The following is a 19032-nucleotide window of genomic DNA, read 5'->3' as shown; positions in this document are numbered from 1 at the left end:
TGTAGAAAGTTGTGTTATTTATGAAATTAAAGAAAATCCATCATATTGCCATTATTTGTTCTGATTATGAGAAGTCAAAGGATTTTTATGTGCGAATTCTTGGCCTCACCCCAAAAAGCGAAACATATCGAAACGAGCGGGATTCCTATAAACTGGACTTAGAAGTGAATGGCCAATATCAGATTGAACTGTTTTCCTTCCCGAATCCACCCAAGCGACCAAGCTATCCGGAGGCAGCAGGCCTACGGCATATAGCCTTTGAAGTAGAGAACATCGAAGAAGCGGTTCACCATTTAACAGAGCAGCAAATAGAGGTGGAGCCCATCCGCATCGACACCCACACCAACAAGAAATTCACCTTCTTCTTAGACCCGGACGGCCTTCCCATTGAACTATACGAGGTATAGAAAAAACCACCACCCGCCTTCTCAAAAAATAGGTCTCAGGTCGTAGTTTGTTTGCGATTCGAGTCTATGGCGGGCAGGAGTTTTTTCATGTATTGTGGAATTAATAGATGGAAATAACTTTCATTTGTTGGCAATTCATTCGAAAATGAAACATTCGCTTCTTTCATACGTATGAATAGAAGTGATGAATAGTCAGGAGTCGATTAAAATGAATCCCATTCTTTCGTTAATTCTACGCTCGTTTGTGGCTGTACCGGTTACCATCATGGCGGGCTTTGTCAGCTTTTTCTTTATGAACATAAACTTTCTGCCGTCGATTGGTATCGCGATTGCCGCAGGAGTTCTAACCCATTTGATCCTAGGCCCAATCATGACTTCAACGTTTTTGAAAAAACACCAGCTGTCATGGAGGGAATACCGTTATATTCGAAAAAATTTAGCGGATGCCCAGAAAAAAATCCGCCGTTTGAATAAATCGCTTTTCAGTATTCGCGACCTGTCGTCAGTGAAGCAGCGAATTGATATTCTTCGCATCACCAAAAAAATTCAAAAAATGGCTCTCAAGGAGCCGAAGCGTTTTTATCAGGCCGAGCCGTTTTATTTTTCCCATCTCGATTCAGTTATCGAGCTGACGGAAAAATACAATTTTCTTTCAGCTCAGCCCAAAAAAAGCTTGGAAATTAATCAATCTCTGATTGAAACAAGACAGACATTGAATGAACTTACCAAGGTACTTGAGGAAGATTTATATCATGTGGTCTCAGATGACGTGGACCATTTAAATTTTGAAATTGATGTTGCCAAACATACGATTAAAAAACAAAAAGAAGCTAAATTCCCTGAAGAAAATAGGTGGTTAAAATGACCGAAAATAATCCATTGCAAAAAGGTGATTTTTTAAACGATATTCTTGCTGATCCGTTTGGCGATGGGCTTCAGCCCTCGAAAAGCCCAGTGGTTCAGCAGCCTGGGGACGCCCCAAGACCGACGAAACTTATCGATGTTATTCCGGAGGAGCACCGTGCCAAAGCTTATCAGCTAGCCGAACAAATTGACCCGACCAACCATCAGGCGATGATACAGTACGGGACACAGGCACAAGGAAAGCTGCTCTCCTTTTCTCACGCGATGCTTGAGCATGTTCAGCAAAAGGACGTTGGTGAAATTGGAGAAATCATCAGCGATTTAATGAAGCGCCTCAACGAAGTGAATCCGGACGAGCTAAAGGATAGCAAGCCGTCCTTTTTTGGACGGATGTTTGGAAAAATCTCCAGCTCGCTTCAGGAGGTTCTGTCCAAGTACCAGAAAACGGGGGCGCAAATTGACCGCATCAGTGTAAAGCTGGAGCGCAGTAAAAATGTGCTGTTGTCCGATATTAAGCTGCTCGAACAGCTTTATGAAACGAATAAAGAATATTTCCATGCCCTCAATGTCTATATTGCCGCTGGTGAAATTAAGCTTGAGGAAATGTACGAAAAGACAATCCCGCAGCTAAAAAGAGAAGCAGAAGCCACAAATGACCAGATGAAGTTTCAAGAGGTCAACGATATGATTCAATTTGCGGACCGGCTCGATAAACGTCTCCATGATTTGAAGCTAAGCCGGGAGATCACGATTCAAAGTGCACCGCAAATTCGCCTGATTCAAAACACAAACCAGGCATTAGTGGAAAAAATTCAGTCCTCCATTGTTACAGCCATTCCGTTATGGAAAAACCAAGTGGCGATTGCACTGACACTCATCCGCCAGCGGCATGCGGTGGAGGCACAGAAGCAGGTATCGAAAACAACGAACGAGCTGCTGCTAAAAAATGCCGAAATGCTGAAAACAAATACGATTGAAACAGCCAAAGAAAACGAGCGTGGCCTTGTCGATATCGAAACGCTTAAGAAAACACAGGAAAACCTGATCTCCACATTGGAGGAGACGCTGAGAATCCAAGAGGAAGGCCGCCACAAACGCCGGATTGCCGAACAAGAACTTGCCACGATGGAAAACGACTTAAAACTGAAACTCCTAGAAATCAAAGGAAAATAAGAAATGCCCCCGCAATGGACACGTTCAGGTTGCGGGGGCTATTTTTTTGTTAGACACAATCCGCCCTTATACCGTTCTGAGAAACGGAGCATTTTTTCAAACCAAAAAAGGCAGGGGGGCGTCCCCTGCCTTTACTCGTCATTTCTGTGGTTTTACTAGTCAACTTTATAGATTTACTCGCCAAGCCCTATTTAGAGAGGCCAAACCTATCAAATAAGGTACCTTTTCAATTACCCTTTTCGGTGTGATTTCCATTTATCTGGATATACTTTCCGATTAGGTGTGGTTACTTTCCAAATGGGGAGAAATACTTTCCACATTCATGATTTTACTTACACTTTTTGGTCGAATACTTACCAAAATACCTGGTTTACTTTCCAAACTTATTTTTTAGGGGGGATCACCAAAAAAAGCCAAGCGGCGAAACTTGCTCAGGTAATATATAAGATCTTAATAATACCTTTTAAAAATTACTCGCTGGATTTGGGATTTTACTCGTCAAAAGATAGGTTTTACTCGTCAACTTTTGAGTTTTACTTGCCTAATTTCATGATTTACTCGCCCATCCCTATATGGAGAGGCCAAATCTACCCAAAAAGGTACCTTTTCAATTACCCTTTTTGATGTTATTTCTATTTATTGGATACTCCTTCCGATTAGGTGTGGTTACTTTCCAAATGGGGAGAAATACTTTCCACATTCATGTTTTACTTACACTTTTTGGCCAATTACTTTCCAAAATAAATGATTTACTTTCTAAACTTATTTTTTAGGGGGGATCACCCAAAAAAGCCAGGCGGCGAGCCTGGCTTAGGTAACATATGAGATCTTAATAATACCTTTTTAAAAGTTACTCGCTCGATTTGGGTTTTACTCGTCAAAAGATAGGATTTACTCGCCCACCCCTGTTTTATGAGTCAACCCCCAACCTCAGAATCTGTTGTCCGCAGCCCTAGACCGTTGTCAATTATTCACCGGTACCGCATCATAGTATTCCTCTAGGGTAATCCCATGTTTGGTGATAGCCTTGGCGATGGCTTTACCAACATAACGAAGGTGCCATGGCTCATATTTGTAGCCGGTGATGGATTCTTTTCCTTTCGGGTAGCGGATAATGAAGCCATACTCATCTGCATGGTCCGCGAGCCACTTAGCTTCCACCGTTCCCGCAAAGCAATCCTCCGCAGGGCATTTTCCGTTCCCGCCCGTTACATCAATAGCAAGGCCCGTTTCATGTTCGCTTGTCCCAGGCACGGCACTGTAGGTTTTCGCTTTTTTAATACCATCCTGATTGACGTAATAATTGAACAACGCCTTTTGTGAGGTATACGATCGATAGGCAGAAACTCCGGCTAGACCGATGCCCTGTTCCTCGGCAGCGGCAAATAATTTTTCGATAGCCGCAGCCGCTTCCTTTCGCATTTTTTGTTTTTCCGCTTTTTTATTAGAAATATACGGGATGTTTGGATACACTAAATCTTCAGGTTGATAGTTTTCAGGTAAGATATTGTACTGATTTACAAGCACAGGAATACTTTCTGGGTTGAACACCTCTTGCACCTGCCCATCACGGTGTTCCGACTTTTTCTCAGAGGCAGCGGATGAAGAGCCGTCCTTAGCATCAGATTCGGTTCCTGTGACACCTTTATCGTCCTGGGAAAAGAAGCTTTTTCCCATGCAGCCGGTTAAAGGAAAGAGCAGGATTATCAAGCTAGTCATCACAGAAAATATTTTTAACATCGCAAACTTCCTTTTTTTAAAATGAATTTGATAACAGCATGGACACAATAAAGCCACTTTTAAACATGCTTATAAAAATAAAGCCCCACTAGCAAGGCGTGCCCTTTTTCCTATAAACAAAAGCATGATCCTATTGTCAGCAGGCAAACCTTATGTGAATTTTCAAAAAAATTAGTACCCAAGACTCTTTTCATTTTAAATTAGGTTATTTATGCTGTTTACAAACACATAAATCGTACGAAACGGCAAAACTATTGAAAAATGGTGACGCAAAGCTATAGGGGCTAATGTTTAACAACGATGCTAGCCAGCTACCGAACACGAATACTCCAGCGGTTTATGTAAAGACAAGTGAGGAGGCTTTCATGTGTTAAAATTATGGCAAAAGGGAAAATACTATTATCATGTCTATCTGTACAGACATAATGAGCTGCTGCAGAAAGATTGTTTATGCGAGAAGCTAAGGTGGAAGTTGAAGATTAAAGCCATTTATCACAATAGCAAAGCGATTGAACTTGGTTTTAAATTAAATCCTTTAACCTAAAAATTGGTTTCTTTTAAGATAGCAAATCCTTAAGGTGAAATAAGATGAAAAATGTCAGAGGGACAAGGAATCTTTCGACACTTTTCTCGCCAAGACAAAAAAGAAATCGGCTGTTCCCCAGCCGATTTCTTTTTACATCTATACATATTTTAGTGAGACATTACAGCGCTGCCATCGTCATGTCCGTCTTTGGTCACCTTCAGTACTGCTACAGCGCCCTTGGTGGCATGGTTGAATTGGTGTGTTACAATTGGATAGCTGCCTTCTTTTGTTACAGTGAACTCAACCACGGCACCGCCGCTTGCTGGCAGCAGCACGGTTTGTATGCCCTTCATGTGGTTGAATGGATTTCCGTCAATATACACATCATCAAAGACAGTTCCGACTGCATGGAAGCTAGAAACTTCATTAGGGCCCACGTTGTCCACGTAAAGTCTCACTCTGTCACCAACCTTGGCAAGGAGCGGTTTATCAACAAGGGAGCCAACGGCACCATTTGTGTTTGGGTCGCCGTTTTTAAGCGCTTTCGCGGAAAAGACTACATATTTTGGAACACCATTTGTAAAGTCCTCTAGGTTGTTGTATTTATACCACTCGTTTTGCACAAGCGCATATTCGCGAGTCACTTGAGAGTCTGTAGGGTAGCCATCCTTCGGTTTCACAATAATCATCCCGTGCATCCCGTTCGCAATATGAGCGAGAACTGGCTTCGTGCCACAGTGGTACATGAATACGCCAGGATTGTCAGCAGGATAGCTGAACGTGCCGGTGTGATCAGGCATTACATTTGCAAAATCCGTAGAAGGTGCTGCATGTACGGCGTGCATGTCCATGCTGTGCGGGATGGATGGATCCATATTTTTTAAGGTAAAATTGATTTTATCTCCTTGATTGACGACAACCACCGGACCAGGTGCTTCGCCGTTAAATGTCCAAGCCTTATACATTTCGCCTTTGTTGATTTCTATATCGGTAATTTGAGCAGTTATTTCAATATTCACTTCATGTTCGCTAATTCGGTCAATCTTAATTGGAGTTGGTTTTTGGTTTAGGCCTTTATGGGGTGCGAATACTTCGACTGCAGCTTCCTTATCACTTTGCGCCTCCACCTTTTTTTCCACTGAAAGATCAGCTTTACCACAAGCACCTAGAATTAATGCGGATGTGACAACCATTGCTGCAACCTTTGTAAACTTACCCATTTTTCTTCCCTCCATTTAGAACTCCTAATTTTTTTTGGCTAATAAGAATGTACAAACTTTCTGTCGAAAGCTTTATACTTTCTTAACGCATAAATTCAACTACGCCTCTGTCTTCGTCCTATTGGACTTGCCAATCGACGAGTTTTCATTTATTTGATTAATGATTACACTTTCATTTTACTTTTATTAGAAATGCTCCAAGTGATGCTGGTCACTCAAAAATGCGGTGTTCTTGAATAATTTGTGAATAACTGAGCAAAGTAATATTTATATGGTGTAAATACTAATTTCTCAGCTGATAGTGGTAATTCTATTAATAAAAGGAGGCGATTTTTTTGAAGAATAAAAACGATGGAACAAGCGATGGATTGAATCAAATTTTTGAAATTATTAATGCAAAAGGAGATGAAGGGGAACTTCGGGAAATTGTTGAAAATAATGAAAATCAATCTTCAGAAATACGGTCGCAGCAGTAATAAACCCATGGAACTAGAAACTAATACCTAGTTCCTATTTATTTGTGCATAATGTGTATAACTTGTGGATAAATCTTTACTGATTGTGGGTAACTAGTGTGCTTTTGTGGGTATTTGATTTTTTAAAAAAATATTTTTCTTGGTTAAATCGTGGATAACTTGTATAAATCTGTTGATAACCATGTGGATACTGTTAAAAACTTGTTTATAAACTATGGATAGGTAAAACAACCCTGTGGACAGTCTGATTTTTTCCCCTCTTAGAATATGACATTTGTCACCTCATTTTGATGACAATGCTTACTAAAAAGCAACGCCTCCTCAACGTACAATGAAATCAAGTAATCAGGAGGTGTTCAGTAATGAACGAAATTCTAACTGTAACAAACGTGACAAAGTCATTCCACCGTAAAAAGGCAGTAAACGATGTTTCTTTTTCCATCACAAAAGGTGAAGTTGTAGCAATCCTCGGACCGAACGGTGCCGGAAAAACAACGACGATATCGATGATCTTGGGACTGCTTAAGCACACGTCTGGCGAAATCCGGTTGTTTAATCTTCCTCCACAGGAAAAGCAAGTTCGAGAAAAAATCGGCACGATGCTCCAGGAGGTCAGTGTGATGCAGGGCCTTAGAGTTGGCGAGGTTCTCGAGCTAATCAGAAGCTATTATCCACAGATGCTAGCCATGGAGGAACTCATAGAGCTGACAGGTCTTACTGAACAGGATTTAAGAACACGGGCGGAAAAGTTATCGGGTGGACAAAAGCGGCGCCTTAGCTTTGCCCTAGCACTGGCAGGAAACCCGGAGCTGATTATTTTTGACGAACCGACTGTCGGCATGGATATACATGCGCGAAAACGCTTTTGGCAAACGGTACGAACACTAGCAGAGGAGGGCAAAACGATCATTTTTTCGACTCACTACTTACAGGAAGCGGATGACGCGGCCGACAGGATTTTATTGTTTAAAGACGGAGCGATTGCCGCCGATGGAACGCCTGCACAAATTAAAGCAAGCATATCCAAGCAGTCCGTTTCCTTTATCGTCGACCCGGAAATATCACTTGAAAAACTATATCTTAACATCGAAATCCATGATATTTTTCGAAAAAATAACCGGGTCTACATTCATACGGATAACACGGACCGAATTCTCGAGCTGCTTTTTCAAGAAAAAATTGGGGCACGTGACATCCAAATTGAACGAGGAAAGCTGGAGGAAGCATTTGAGCAGCTGACCAGCGAAACAAAGGAGGCCATCTAAATGAAAACATTTAAAATGCAATGTAAAACAGAAATCATCAGGGTGCTGAGGAATCGCTATTTTGTGTTTTGGTCTCTGCTGATGCCGATTATTTTTTATTATGTTTTCACTAATTTAGTGAATGCCGATGTTCCGAATAAAGCCGAGTGGCAGGCGCATTATTTAATGTCAATGACGGTGTTCAGCGTGATGGGTTCGTCAATGATGACCCTCGGGATCCGCATGGTGCAGGAGCGCTCTCAGGGCTGGTCAACGTTTATCCGTACGACACCGCTGTCTGACACGGTTTATTTTGCGGCGCAAATGGTCGGGCAGAGCGTGATTCATGCCATGTCTATCACGATTATTTTTATCGCAGGAGCGCTCATTAACGGGGTTTCGTTAACAGCATTCGAATGGATTATGAGTGGGTTGTGGATTCTGCTAGCCTCCCTGCCATTCCTAGCGATTGGCACATTGATTGGCTTGATGAAGAAAGTAGAGACCGCGGCTGGCATCAGCAATGTGCTGTACATGGTACTCGCGGTTTCCGGGGGCTTGTGGATGCCGCTTGATGTGATGCCAAAAATCATGCAGACTATTGGAAAATGGCTTCCGTCCTATAATTTCGGCAGCGGGGCCTGGGAGATTGTCCGAGGAGGGATGCCGGATTGGAAAAATATACTGATTCTTATCGCCTATTTGGTCCTGTTCATGCTACTATCGAAGTATATTAGAAGAAAACAAGAAGCGGTGTGATTTAATGAAACTATCATTCAGCATATTTCCAAGAAAATACGGCCTTTTTCCCTATATCTTTCTCGTTTATTTTGGGTTTCCTATCTATTATTTGACAAAGGAATCAGGAGTAAAGCAGCTGGCTGGCTATGGGATGGTGCTGTTGTTTTTGCTGACGTACCGTCAGCTTTATTTTTTGATGGAAAAAAAAGCATTCTCATACTGGCTGGCGGTCCAGCTTATCATTGTGTTTATCCTGAGTGTCTTTTATAGTCTTAATCACATTTTTTTGGGATTCTTTCCGGCGAATTTTATCGGCTGGTATCGTGATAAAAAGGTGTTTAAGCGCGGGCTGTTCAGTTTAGCTTTTGTTGAAATTGTCCCGTTTATTTACCATGTGGTTAGGACTGAACAGTTTTTCACACCAAAAGAGCTGTTATATTTCGTTCCTTTTCTCATTATCATGTTGATTTCACCGTTTGGCATCCGTTCGATGAACAGACGGATGGAGCTAGAGCAGGAACTTGAACGGGCAAATCAACGAATCGAGGAACTGGTGAAGCGGGAGGAGCGGGTCAGGATTGCTCGTGACCTGCACGACACTCTCGGGCATACATTGTCGCTTCTCACGCTTAAGAGCCAGCTTGTCCAGCGTTTGATTCCGGTTGATTCTGAGCGGGCACGTAGTGAAGCCAAAGAAATGGAGGTCACCTCACGGGCAGCGTTAAAGCAGGTGCGCGAGCTGGTGACGGATATGAGAGCCATTGCGATCACCGAGGAGCTGCTCGAGGTTCAGCAGATTTTACGGGCAGCAGACATTACCTATCAATACGATGGCGATATTGATTTTTCAAACATTCCTCCTTTTACGCAGAATATTATCAGTATGTGCCTAAAGGAGGCGGCAACAAACGTAGTAAAGCACAGCCGGGCAACACATTGCTCGATATCTATTAATCTATCTGCAGAAAAGCTGAAGGCTATGGTCCGCGACGACGGGATGGGGGTTCCGCTCCCCACGGTCGCCTTCGGAAATGGGCTGAAGGGAATGGAAGAAAGGCTTGCACTTATTGATGGTTCGGTGTTGTTGCGTAACCAAAACGGGGCAGTGTTGGAAATCAACGTACCGATTATAAAAAAGGAGGCAGCAGCAGTATGATTACATTATTTATAGCAGAGGACCAGCGGATGCTTTTAGGTGCACTCGGCTCTTTGTTAGATTTGGAGCAGGACATGAAGGTAATCGGCCAGGCAATGAACGGGGAGGAGGCGCTCGCTTCCATCTTGAAGCTTAAGCCGGATGTTTGTTTAATGGATATTGAAATGCCTGTACTGAATGGACTGGAGGTAGCGGAACAACTGGCAGGGCTCGAAGCACCGAGCAAGGTCATCATTCTGACCACCTTTGCCCGTCCTGGTTATTTCGAACGCGCGGTAAAAATCGGTGTTCATGGCTACTTGCTTAAGGATGGGGAAATTGACGACCTGGCAGGAGCAATTCGCAAGGTCATGGCAGGAAAGCGGGTTTTCAGCCCCGATTTGGCGGTCGATGTCATTCGCGAGGAAAACCCATTAACCCAGCGGGAACAAGAGATTCTAAGATTGGCAGCGTTAGGCAAAACAACGAAAGAAATAACATCCGCACTCTATCTTTCATCCGGCACCGTCCGCAACTACATCTCCGAAATCATCCACAAACTCGGCGCCAAAAACCGCACTGAAGCGGCGGCAATCGCCCAGCAAAAAGGGTGGATCTAATGGACTGGGGACGGTTTGAAACATGAGAACCGTCCGAGACCAACTGCCCATTTCCTCTTCTCTAGGCAGAACAACCTTCCTTAAAATCATTTTCTGAATAGATTAATACTATCTTAATTGAGGGGAGGACAAGGCTCTGCTGAAAGCCATAAATGGGAACATCTGAAGAATTCTCCTAGGGAGCCTTATTCAGTCCTTTCGAGAAAAGGAGGACTACATCTGTTTTGAAAATATTAATCGTCGGAACAGGCTATGTCGGGACGACGACCGGACTTATTTTTTGCAAAATTGGGCATCAAGTTACCGGCCTGGATCTCGATGAACGAAAAATAAACGCACTTCAAGCGGGTAAACTGTATTTCTACGAGCCTGGCCTTGAGGATTTATTGACCAAGCATGTCAGCGCTCAAAACATCCGCTTTACAACTGACACCGAGAAGGCCGTAAAAGAAAACGATGTCATCTTTATTTGCGTCGGCACACCCTTGGGACCACAGGGAAAAGCCGACCTCACTTTTGTAAAAAATGTTGCAGGCACAATCGGCCGCTATATGAACCATTACAAGGTGATTGTGACCAAAAGTACGGTACCTGTGGGCACAGCTGAAAAAGTCACCAATTGGATTAAGGAGAACCAGCCATCCCCCATCCCTTTTGACGTAGTATCCAATCCAGAATTCCTACGTGAGGGTTCCGCCCTTCACGATGCACTCAATCCCGACCGGATCGTCATAGGTGCTTCAAGTGACAGAGCCAGAGCAGTCATGCGGGAACTATACAAGGATTTTCAATGCCCAATCATTGAAACCAACCCGCAAGCCTCCGAAATGATCAAGTACGCCGCCAATTCCTTCCTCGCTATGAAAATTTCCTTTATTAATGAGTTAGCCCGGGTTTGTGATGCGCTAGGGATTAACGTCAATGATATTTCCACGGGGATTGGCCTCGACCACCGGATTGGCCCGCATTTCCTCCGTGCTGGAATGGGCTTCGGCGGCTCCTGCTTCCCCAAGGATGTCAATGCCTTAATCCAAACGTCCAAAGAAACGGGAAGACCGCTTTCGATATTGGAAAAGGTGGTTCAAGTAAACGACGAACAACAGCTTTATTTTATGAAAAAAATCAGGCAGGTGTTGGGCGGGAACTTGGAAAATAAAACAATTGCCGTGCTGGGATTAGCCTTTAAAGCCAATACGGACGACACACGGGAATCGCCAAGTTTGATTTTGATTGAAAAACTGCGCGGGGAACAGGCCGCGGTTCAAGTCCATGATCCCGTCGTAAAATCAGTGGGCTTCATGCAGTTTTCGACGGTGGAAGAAACAGTGAAAGGCGCTGATGCAGTCATTCTTTGCACCGACTGGGACGACTACAAAACCTTAGACTGGGCGGCCCTTAAGCAATTGATGAAACAACCTATCATCTTTGATGGTAGAAACATGCTCAATAAAACAAAAATCGAGGAACTTGGCTTTCGGTATCTGGGAGTCGCCAATCACTAAATCTTGATAAGATAAGGGGACAATTGTCCCCTTATTATTTTTGGCTCTGCAAAACCAGCTGCAATCCCAGGCCGATATAGATGGTCCCAACCACTTTGCCCTGCCAGCGGGCGAATCGGCTGTTCCGATTGGAAAAGAGCCGCTTCCCGATGGAGCTTGTCAAAAATGCCAAAAGCGTTGTATACAGGATGCTCATTAATACGAAGGTGAGTCCGAGAGTTAGCAATTGTAAAACAACCGGCGTTCCGTTGTGATGAACAAATTGCGGCAGAAAGGCCAAAAAGAACAGCGCTGTTTTCGGATTCAACAGTTCAATGAGCAGTGCCTGGCGAAAGGAGGTGACTGCTGAGCCAGGTTTCGCCGCCGCTGCAGCTTCGGTTTGACTTTTTGCTTTTTCTAAAAACGATTTAATTCCGATGAAAATCAAATAAGCAGCCCCTAAATATTTCACGATTTCAAAGGCAAGAGCGGAGGTCATCAAGATGGCTGAAAGTCCAAGCACCGCCGCAACCGTATGGATCAAGTCCCCGACGGCAATCCCAACACCTGTGATGATCCCTGATTTTCGCCCGCCATTGGCGGTCTGTGTGACCGTTAACAGGACGGCGGGGCCGGGAATAAGGAATAGGACAAGCACAACTAAGATAAACGATAGCAATTTTTATGCCCCCATGGAAAATATATGGTGATGCCATTTTATCATAATATTGAAAATATTATAATGCGTTAAAGTGAAAAAGCATTTGAACGTACCAATAAAAAAACTCCTGCCCGGAAATCGGAGGCAAGGAGTCTACTTATTTAACTCACATTCTCAATATAAATAGCCTTATGCAATTCAGGCAAATGAATACAAAGCTTGTCATTCCTTCTAAGCCGGTGGCCGGTTTCGGCATCAATCAACTCGCCGCCCATGTCAATCGTACAACTGGATTTGTTGAGGAGCAGCAAGGTATTGTCCGTTATCGGCACGAAGGTTATTTGGTCGGTTTCGGAAAATTCCTGATCGAGCAAGAACAGCTGGCGCAAGTGAAATTCTCCTTTAAACGCTTTTAATTTTTTTACCTTTGGCTCTGTGCTTACTCCTGTTTCTTCATCCATTATCTCGACCACAATTTGGCCGATAAAGCCACGGTTTTCCTTCTTCTTTTTAGAGGCATAAGAGAAGCTTGGTACCGCCAGAAGAAACACAACAGCTGCGGCAATCGCAATGTATAGCCATGGTATTGAATTTTTTGAAGGGGAAGGACTAACATCCCCAGCAACAGGCTCAATGTCTTTCCCGCCAGTCGTAGCAACTTCAATTGTTTGCGGCTTGGTCTCACGGAAAAAGCTGTTTCTTTCCGCCTTCACTGTTAATTCATAACTGGCAGAGTCCCCTGCTTTAAACTCGCCGAAAAACCCTTTGTCCCCAGCCTTTAGAGGGATTTCCTCTGTTTTCCCTGAAGCTGAATCCTTTACAAAAAGACTTGCCTTAAGCGTAGGGTAAAGATCCTTATTGACGATTTTCTCGCCGTTATCCTCAAAGAAAGCCTCAATCTTCACGGTATCGCCCGTTTTAATATTCTTTACCAACGGGGCAAGTTTCAGCTGTAGGTCATTATTGAAGACAAGCTTTACATCCACCTTGTCCTGCGGGAATCCTTTCACTTTTAGAGTCCAATTTCCTTGAACGGGATTAAGCAATTTCAACATCGAATAATTCTTTGACTTCGTTAACGAAATATTGTCGGAAGGGATAGCGACCTCTTTTCCTGACGGGTCAACCAGCTTCAGCTCAACAGGCTTACTGGAAATAAGCGAAATATTGGCCTCCAAGACATTTTCATTCGGAACGGTAAATGGAACATCCTGAAACTCCTCGGTTGCTGTCACATCTTTAACGGGGACCATTTTTAACTTCAAATGGTCAGCAAAGATTTCACTAAGAATTCCAGGCAGGTCAGCAGCATTATTTGTTTCGAAAAATTTCCCGTTCGTACCGGCGGCAATATTCTGCAACAGCTGTTTATTCAGCTTGCCATCGGCGTTCAAGCCAATGACATAAATCGGATAGCCCTTCGCTTTTGCATCCACCACCGATTGGGCCAGCTGCTCATCCGCCTGCTGATTGGTTTTCGGCTTGGTTTTGTCCAAATCATTGTTGCCGTCGGCGAGCACGACAATGAGCGGAATATAGCCTGATTCATGGCCAGTGTCCAAAAATTTGAGGGCCTCAGCAACTCCAACGGATATATCGGTGTTATTGTATTTTCCAAGCGAATCAATAAACCCCTTGATTGCCTGCTTATCCGCTTCCGTTTGGATTTTCGTGAGCTCCTTTTTGCTTTCAACATCATTACCGTAGGCAATCACGCCAATCTTGTCCCCCTTGATAGAGGACATATCCACAAACATCTTCATCGCCTCATTAGAAAGACCGTTCGGATCACTGGACAACATCGACTTGCTAACATCGACCACTAGCACCCCTTCAATCCTTGATGAAAGCTCCATCTGGGTGGCAGCTTCAGCACGGTAAGCGCCCGCCGAACTAAGGATGAAGACAAACACGGCAAAAAGGTAAACCCACTTTTTAATCATCTATGTAACCCCCTACTAGTAATCTATTATTAGAAAGTGTTCAATAAATAAAAACATAATGTTCTTTATATAATACTATTCTACCAACCCTACAGTATTTTACATAAAATATTTGTCTAAAAAAACAAAAGTATTATCGACAAATTTCGAGTGATGCATGGGGACGGTTCTCGTGCCTCAAAATGGGGGATTACAGAGGAGTGTGGACGGTTTACGGATAATGGTAAGAATATTTTGATGCTTATCACATAACAATATGTTAAATTATTTCTATTAAACTCAAATTCAAATAACCATTAAAAAGGGGAAATCGCATGACGAGAACATGGAAGTGGATTATTGCCAGTTTCGTATTCTTGCTTTTATTAAATGGCTTAGGGATCCTGGCAGTACATTTATTGAGTAAGTAAACTTGAAAATCCCCACAAAATTAACCTATAGGGAATGACGTTGATGACAACGAATTTAACTAAACCTATTTCAATCAAGCTGCTTGTTGGCATGCTGGTTGTGGTCTTTGGAGCCGAAATTCTGCTCTATCTCAACCGCTTTAGCTATCTCGCTGGAACCCTTTATGACGCGGTGATGGTCGCTTCGCTTTTTATCGGCATCAAGCTTCACCGAAGGCTCATTCCCCAGCAGGAGCATGGCCCTCGTAAAACGAAACGTCAGAAGATCCTTCAATTTACGGGTGCATTTTTGATTTTCTTTCTAGGCAGCACCGTTATTAACATCTATTCAAGTATGACTTTCGATGAATTTAACTCTGATTATGACCAATATGTGCAAACCTATACCGAAACGCAAACCTACCAAGAAGAAGAGAAGGGAACCGCCGCAACAGAAGAGTCAAAATTTTGGTCTTATATGGATAAAATCGATACAATTGGCGCTGATCTTTATACAGACGCCCTTGCCGGTTTGGAGGAGGTATGGCGGTTAGCCTATATAATCCTTATTCTTGCCGTCTCCAAAAAACTTTTTTCAAAACGGTGGGAGAGTGGGTCGAGAGATGTCTTCCTTATGGCTGCCCTGTTTTGGACCTCGATTTTTTTCGGCATCGACCACACACTCGATACCGAACAGGCATGGACAATAAAAATAGGGTCCATAGTTACCTTCGCTAACATGGGCTTTCTGTTTGGAATCATTCTTTTATGGACACGAAACCTATGGCTGACCGTGCTGGTTCATTCCCTCTACGACATCACTGCAACCCTGTCATGGTATTACATCGACTATGCTGTCGAACTTTTTGCAGGGGGATTGTTGGTGGTACACATGATTTTATTCCTAAAGGAAAAATCGGCGCAAAAACGCATTCACACACCGCTAGAACAGACTGAGGCGAGGCAAATAGCAGAATAATAGAAAAAAGGTCACAGAATCGCTCTGTGACCTTTTTTTGTCGACCGTTATAATCAGATGAAACTAGTCATTTTTCATAAAGATAAGATTTGCCACTTACCCAATATTCAATCGCCCCATTTTCCTGTACACGATATTTTATTTTTTGGCTGTCAAAGGCCTTCAGCAAACTATCCTTAGCCAATTCCTGTTTTACATCAAGCTCGATTAAATATTTGTGAAGCAGAAAAGGGTCAATCGTTTTCGTTTCAGCAAGGTACGTGATAATGAAAAGGCGCTGCTCAAAAACACTAAGCAATTCCTGGCTATATTCACGAAAGCCCGAAGGAACCGGCAAATTCTTTAGCATAGTGACCAGCTCGTTCTGCTTCACTTTAGCCCCTTGAAGATTGGGCGCTCTATTTTCTAGGCAATCCTCCAATAATGTTGAACTTTCCCTCTGGTATCTTTGCTCTTTTTTTAAATAGGTGACAACATTCTCATTTTTTGGGCCTGCCAGATTCATAGTTAACATAGAGGAAAACAATATTAGTAGAATAATTCCGATGGCTGCAAATATCCAGTTTTTATGTGAGTTTGTTTTGGCCGGAATGGGATTTTCACTCATCGGATGCTCCTTGTAAGAAGCATTTGCCTTTAGTTCCTCTAGCTCTTGTTTGACTTTTTGTTGGGCAGGAGTCAGCATGAACGCACCCCGATTAATAATAGATTACTATTATACTACTACAAAAGTAGTGGTTAAATCCATTTATTCCCTAAACCGTTTTAATAAAATAATTTAACGAATATAGATATGACACGAAAATCTTGATATTAACGAATTATTATGGAATTTTTTTCTAGTACTTTTGAATTATTATTATATTAACATTATTTACAATATTCTAACAGGGTGATAGAATTCAAATCAGACTCTTCTGAAAATATAAAAAAGGAGTCTATTATTAGGGGGGATACATAGTGAAGAAGAACTACGGTCTAAAGGTATTTTCCAGCATCGCGGCAACCACATTAGCCGCATCGGCATTATTTACAGTGCCGTTCGCTGGGACAAAAGCAGCACCATTTTCAGCAAAACCAGCGTATGCTGCTGAAGTTGAATCGGCTCCTGTTGATTTGAACATCATTGATCAGGACAGGCTGGCCAAAGCATTGCAGGAGCGGGGGCTGATTTCAAAGAACGCTTCTTCTCAGGAAGTAACGAAGGCTGTGAAAGCCTATATCATGCAAAAGCAGGGAGAAAAGCCTAGCAAGTCAGACAAAGCAGTTACAAAAGAACAGCAGGAAATGGACAAAAAAGCAAAAGACTTTTTAACCCAGCAAAAGGACAAGCTTTCTGCTCAGCTTAACAAAGGTCACGAAAACTTCAAAAAAGGTAAGCCGACTGGCGCAGTTAAAGTAGACTCTGCCAAGCAGGCAGCATATAACGGGGATGTTCGTGAAGATAAGGTTCTTGTGCTTTTAGTAGAGTATGCTGACCTAAAGCACAATAATGTAGAACAAGAAGACGGATATATGTACGCAGATGACTTCAACAAAGAACATTATGAAAAAATGTTGTTTGGCGATGAAGATTTCACTCTCTTCAACGGAGACAAGATTAAAACATTTAAACAATATTATGAAGAGCAATCAGGCGGTAGTTACACTGTCGACGGTACGGTGTCCGATTGGTTGACAGTACCAGGAAACGCTGCTGAGTATGGCGGTGACAGTCCAGCAGGCGGCCATGATAATAAACCTGGCACAAAAGGAGCACGCGGACTTATTAAGGATGCACTAAATGCAGCTGTGGCATCTGGAATTAATTTAGCAGATTATGATAAATTCGACCAATATGATCTAGATGGTGACGGCGATCGAAACGAGCCAGACGGTTTAGTAGACCACTTAATGGTTCTTCATGCAGGTGTCGGCCAGGAGGCTGGCGGCGGAGTAGTTGGAGATGATGCAATTTGGTCACACCGCTGGACATTAAATGGTGTTTATCCTGTCGCTAATACTACAGCTTCTGTAGATTACTGGGGCGGTAAAATGGCAGCTTATGACTACACTGTTGAGCCTGAAGACGGAGCAGTGGGCGTATTCGCACACGAATATGGCCATGACTTAGGGGCTCCAGATGAGTATGATACACAATATACCGGTAATGGCGATACAGTTGCACAATGGTCGATCATGAGCGGCGGCAGCTGGAGCGGCCATATTGCCGGAACACAGCCGCCAAGTTTCTCGCCGCAGGTGAAAGAATTCTATCAAAAAACAATCGGCGGAAACTGGGCGAATATTACAGAAGTAAACTATGAAGATATCGATCAAAATGGTCTGGCTGCAGTCATTGACCAGAGTGTAACGAAATCGAAGAATCCTGGAATCGTGAAGGTTAATCTTCCTGCTAAAAAGGTTCCTGGAATCCAGCCTGAATTTGGCGCAAAATACTATTACAGCACTAAAGGCGATGACCTTAATACGGTACTTGAAACTCCTGTATTTGATTTAACAACTGCGACAGCTGCAGATTTCTCTTACAAACAGTATTATAAAGTTGAAGCTGATTATGACTACCTATATGTTAACGCAGTAACAGAAGATGGCAAGAGCGTAAGACTTGATACAATTGGTGATCAAAACACTTCAGGTGGTTTTGAAACTTCTCAAGGCAAATGGGAAGATAAATCTCTAGATCTAAGCCAATTTGCTGGCAAAAAAGTAAAACTAGTATTTAATTATGTAACAGACGGCGGCCTTGCTCCAGACGGTTTTGCAATTGATAACCTTCAATTAACAGTTGATGGACAAGTGAAATTCTCCGACGATGCAGAGGGTACACCACAAGTAACATTAGACGGTTTCGAAGTATCGGACGGCTGGATTAAAAAGCCTCACTACTATTACCTAGAGTGGAGAAACTACGCCGGCTCTGATAAGGCACTGCAATACTCTCGTGACGCAAAATATAATACTGGTTTAGTAGTTTGGTATGGTGACGATACGTTTACTGATAACTGGGGCGGTGTCCACCCTGGTGAAGGCTTCCTAAGCGTAGTCGATTCTCATCCAGAAGCGCTTATCTTTAACTTGAAGGGTAAAGATTCCATCGCTCAAACTACTCGCTACCAAGTAGCGGATGCTGCGTTCTCATTAGATCAGGCACCTGCATGGTCTGTGAGCTCACCAACCCGCGGAATCTACGATTACAAAGGCCTTCCAGGTGTAACGGAATTCGATTCCACTAAGGCTTACATTAACAATGTAATCCCTGATGCTGGAGTTAAAGTTCCTGCTCAGTATCCTATTAAAGTTCAAGTCATCGGTGAAGCAAAAGACAACTCCGCTGGGGCTGTTTGGCTTCATAAATAATGGTTTTTAAGGGACATCGAGAAATGAACTGTCCCCTATCATTATAGACAGTGGAATTAAAAAAACGACACTA

At 43.0% G+C, this 19032-nt stretch carries 17 protein-coding genes and 1 riboswitch; of the genes, 12 read left to right on the top strand and 5 right to left on the bottom strand.

The genetic code is table 11. From position 1 onward, the window contains the following. Positions 1 to 20: 20 nt before the first annotated feature. The 3 genes from gloA2 (at position 21) to QNN06_RS27725 (ending at position 2444) form a co-directional block, all read left to right on the top strand. Positions 21 to 407, top strand: a complete 387-nt coding sequence (gene gloA2 / locus QNN06_RS27735; RefSeq protein ID WP_284036383.1) for an SMU1112c/YaeR family gloxylase I-like metalloprotein — start codon at positions 21 to 23, stop codon at positions 405 to 407. Between the two features lie 208 nt (positions 408 to 615). Next, on the top strand, positions 616 to 1272 hold the full coding sequence (locus tag QNN06_RS27730; protein WP_213117600.1) for a 5-bromo-4-chloroindolyl phosphate hydrolysis family protein: 657 nt from the start codon (positions 616 to 618) through the stop codon (positions 1270 to 1272). Beyond that, complete coding sequence (locus QNN06_RS27725; RefSeq protein ID WP_213117601.1) at positions 1269 to 2444, top strand: toxic anion resistance protein; 1176 nt, start codon at positions 1269 to 1271, stop codon at positions 2442 to 2444. The genes QNN06_RS27730 and QNN06_RS27725 overlap by 4 nt, the downstream gene beginning before the upstream one ends. 963 nt (positions 2445 to 3407) lie before the next feature. Here the strand turns inward: QNN06_RS27725 and QNN06_RS27720 are convergent. Further along, positions 3408 to 4184: a M15 family metallopeptidase gene (locus tag QNN06_RS27720; protein ID WP_284036382.1), complete on the bottom strand. Its 777-nt coding sequence runs from the start codon at positions 4182 to 4184 to the stop codon at positions 3408 to 3410. Between the two features lie 234 nt (positions 4185 to 4418). After that, a riboswitch (cyclic di-GMP riboswitch) is annotated at positions 4419 to 4503 on the top strand. Between the two features lie 48 nt (positions 4504 to 4551). Between QNN06_RS27720 and QNN06_RS27715 the strand changes: the two genes are divergently transcribed. After that, positions 4552 to 4728 carry a hypothetical protein gene (locus QNN06_RS27715; protein ID WP_213117602.1) on the top strand — a complete coding sequence of 59 codons (177 nt, stop codon included), beginning with the start codon at positions 4552 to 4554 and terminating at the stop codon, positions 4726 to 4728. A 149-nt stretch (positions 4729 to 4877) separates the two neighbouring features. On the opposite strand, the gene QNN06_RS27710 is transcribed toward QNN06_RS27715, so the two are convergent. Next, complete coding sequence (locus QNN06_RS27710) at positions 4878 to 5930, bottom strand: multicopper oxidase domain-containing protein (protein WP_284036381.1); 1053 nt, start codon at positions 5928 to 5930, stop codon at positions 4878 to 4880. 335 nt (positions 5931 to 6265) lie between these two features. Here QNN06_RS27710 and QNN06_RS27705 point away from each other — a divergent pair, with 335 nt between their 5' ends. The 6 genes from QNN06_RS27705 (at position 6266) to QNN06_RS27680 (ending at position 11648) form a co-directional block, all read left to right on the top strand. Beyond that, positions 6266 to 6406 carry a hypothetical protein gene (locus QNN06_RS27705; RefSeq protein ID WP_213117604.1) on the top strand — a complete coding sequence of 47 codons (141 nt, stop codon included), beginning with the start codon at positions 6266 to 6268 and terminating at the stop codon, positions 6404 to 6406. A gap of 362 nt (positions 6407 to 6768) precedes the next feature. Then, the gene (locus QNN06_RS27700) at positions 6769 to 7671 is read left to right on the top strand and encodes an ABC transporter ATP-binding protein (RefSeq protein ID WP_284036380.1); all 903 of its coding nucleotides are present in this window, start codon (positions 6769 to 6771) and stop codon (positions 7669 to 7671) included. After that, positions 7672 to 8409: an ABC transporter permease gene (locus QNN06_RS27695; RefSeq protein WP_284036379.1), complete on the top strand. Its 738-nt coding sequence runs from the start codon at positions 7672 to 7674 to the stop codon at positions 8407 to 8409. It abuts the gene before it with no gap. A 4-nt stretch (positions 8410 to 8413) separates the two neighbouring features. Next, the gene (locus QNN06_RS27690; RefSeq protein ID WP_284036378.1) at positions 8414 to 9547 is read left to right on the top strand and encodes a sensor histidine kinase; all 1134 of its coding nucleotides are present in this window, start codon (positions 8414 to 8416) and stop codon (positions 9545 to 9547) included. After that, positions 9544 to 10146 (top strand): response regulator transcription factor, encoded by a 603-nt coding sequence (locus QNN06_RS27685; protein WP_217032307.1) that lies wholly within the window; start codon positions 9544 to 9546, stop codon positions 10144 to 10146. The genes QNN06_RS27690 and QNN06_RS27685 overlap by 4 nt, the downstream gene beginning before the upstream one ends. Positions 10147 to 10370: 224 nt before the next feature. Then, the gene (locus QNN06_RS27680) at positions 10371 to 11648 is read left to right on the top strand and encodes a UDP-glucose dehydrogenase family protein (RefSeq protein ID WP_284036377.1); all 1278 of its coding nucleotides are present in this window, start codon (positions 10371 to 10373) and stop codon (positions 11646 to 11648) included. 34 nt (positions 11649 to 11682) lie between these two features. Here QNN06_RS27680 and QNN06_RS27675 read toward each other — a convergent pair whose 3' ends face one another. Together QNN06_RS27675 and QNN06_RS27670 are read right to left on the bottom strand one after the other, a co-directional pair. Continuing rightward, positions 11683 to 12306, bottom strand: coding sequence for a LysE family translocator (locus QNN06_RS27675; RefSeq protein ID WP_217032303.1), 624 nt, complete (start codon positions 12304 to 12306; stop codon positions 11683 to 11685). A 143-nt stretch (positions 12307 to 12449) separates the two neighbouring features. Further along, complete coding sequence (locus QNN06_RS27670; RefSeq protein WP_284036376.1) at positions 12450 to 14231, bottom strand: vWA domain-containing protein; 1782 nt, start codon at positions 14229 to 14231, stop codon at positions 12450 to 12452. A 453-nt stretch (positions 14232 to 14684) separates the two neighbouring features. Between QNN06_RS27670 and QNN06_RS27665 the strand changes: the two genes are divergently transcribed. Continuing rightward, positions 14685 to 15599 carry a CPBP family glutamic-type intramembrane protease gene (locus tag QNN06_RS27665; protein WP_284036375.1) on the top strand — a complete coding sequence of 305 codons (915 nt, stop codon included), beginning with the start codon at positions 14685 to 14687 and terminating at the stop codon, positions 15597 to 15599. A gap of 67 nt (positions 15600 to 15666) precedes the next feature. Here QNN06_RS27665 and QNN06_RS27660 read toward each other — a convergent pair whose 3' ends face one another. Beyond that, positions 15667 to 16284, bottom strand: coding sequence for a hypothetical protein (locus tag QNN06_RS27660; protein WP_284036374.1), 618 nt, complete (start codon positions 16282 to 16284; stop codon positions 15667 to 15669). A 275-nt stretch (positions 16285 to 16559) separates the two neighbouring features. Between QNN06_RS27660 and QNN06_RS27655 the strand changes: the two genes are divergently transcribed. Next, positions 16560 to 18959 (top strand): immune inhibitor A domain-containing protein, encoded by a 2400-nt coding sequence (locus QNN06_RS27655; RefSeq protein ID WP_284036373.1) that lies wholly within the window; start codon positions 16560 to 16562, stop codon positions 18957 to 18959. Positions 18960 to 19032: the final 73 nt, after the last annotated feature.

The organism is Neobacillus sp. 114, assembly GCF_030127045.1.
GTDB lineage: Bacteria > Bacillota > Bacilli > Bacillales > Cytobacillaceae > Neobacillus > Neobacillus rhizophilus.
Note: the sequence above shows the minus strand (reverse complement) of the source record. Positions and strands in the feature narration are given on the sequence as shown.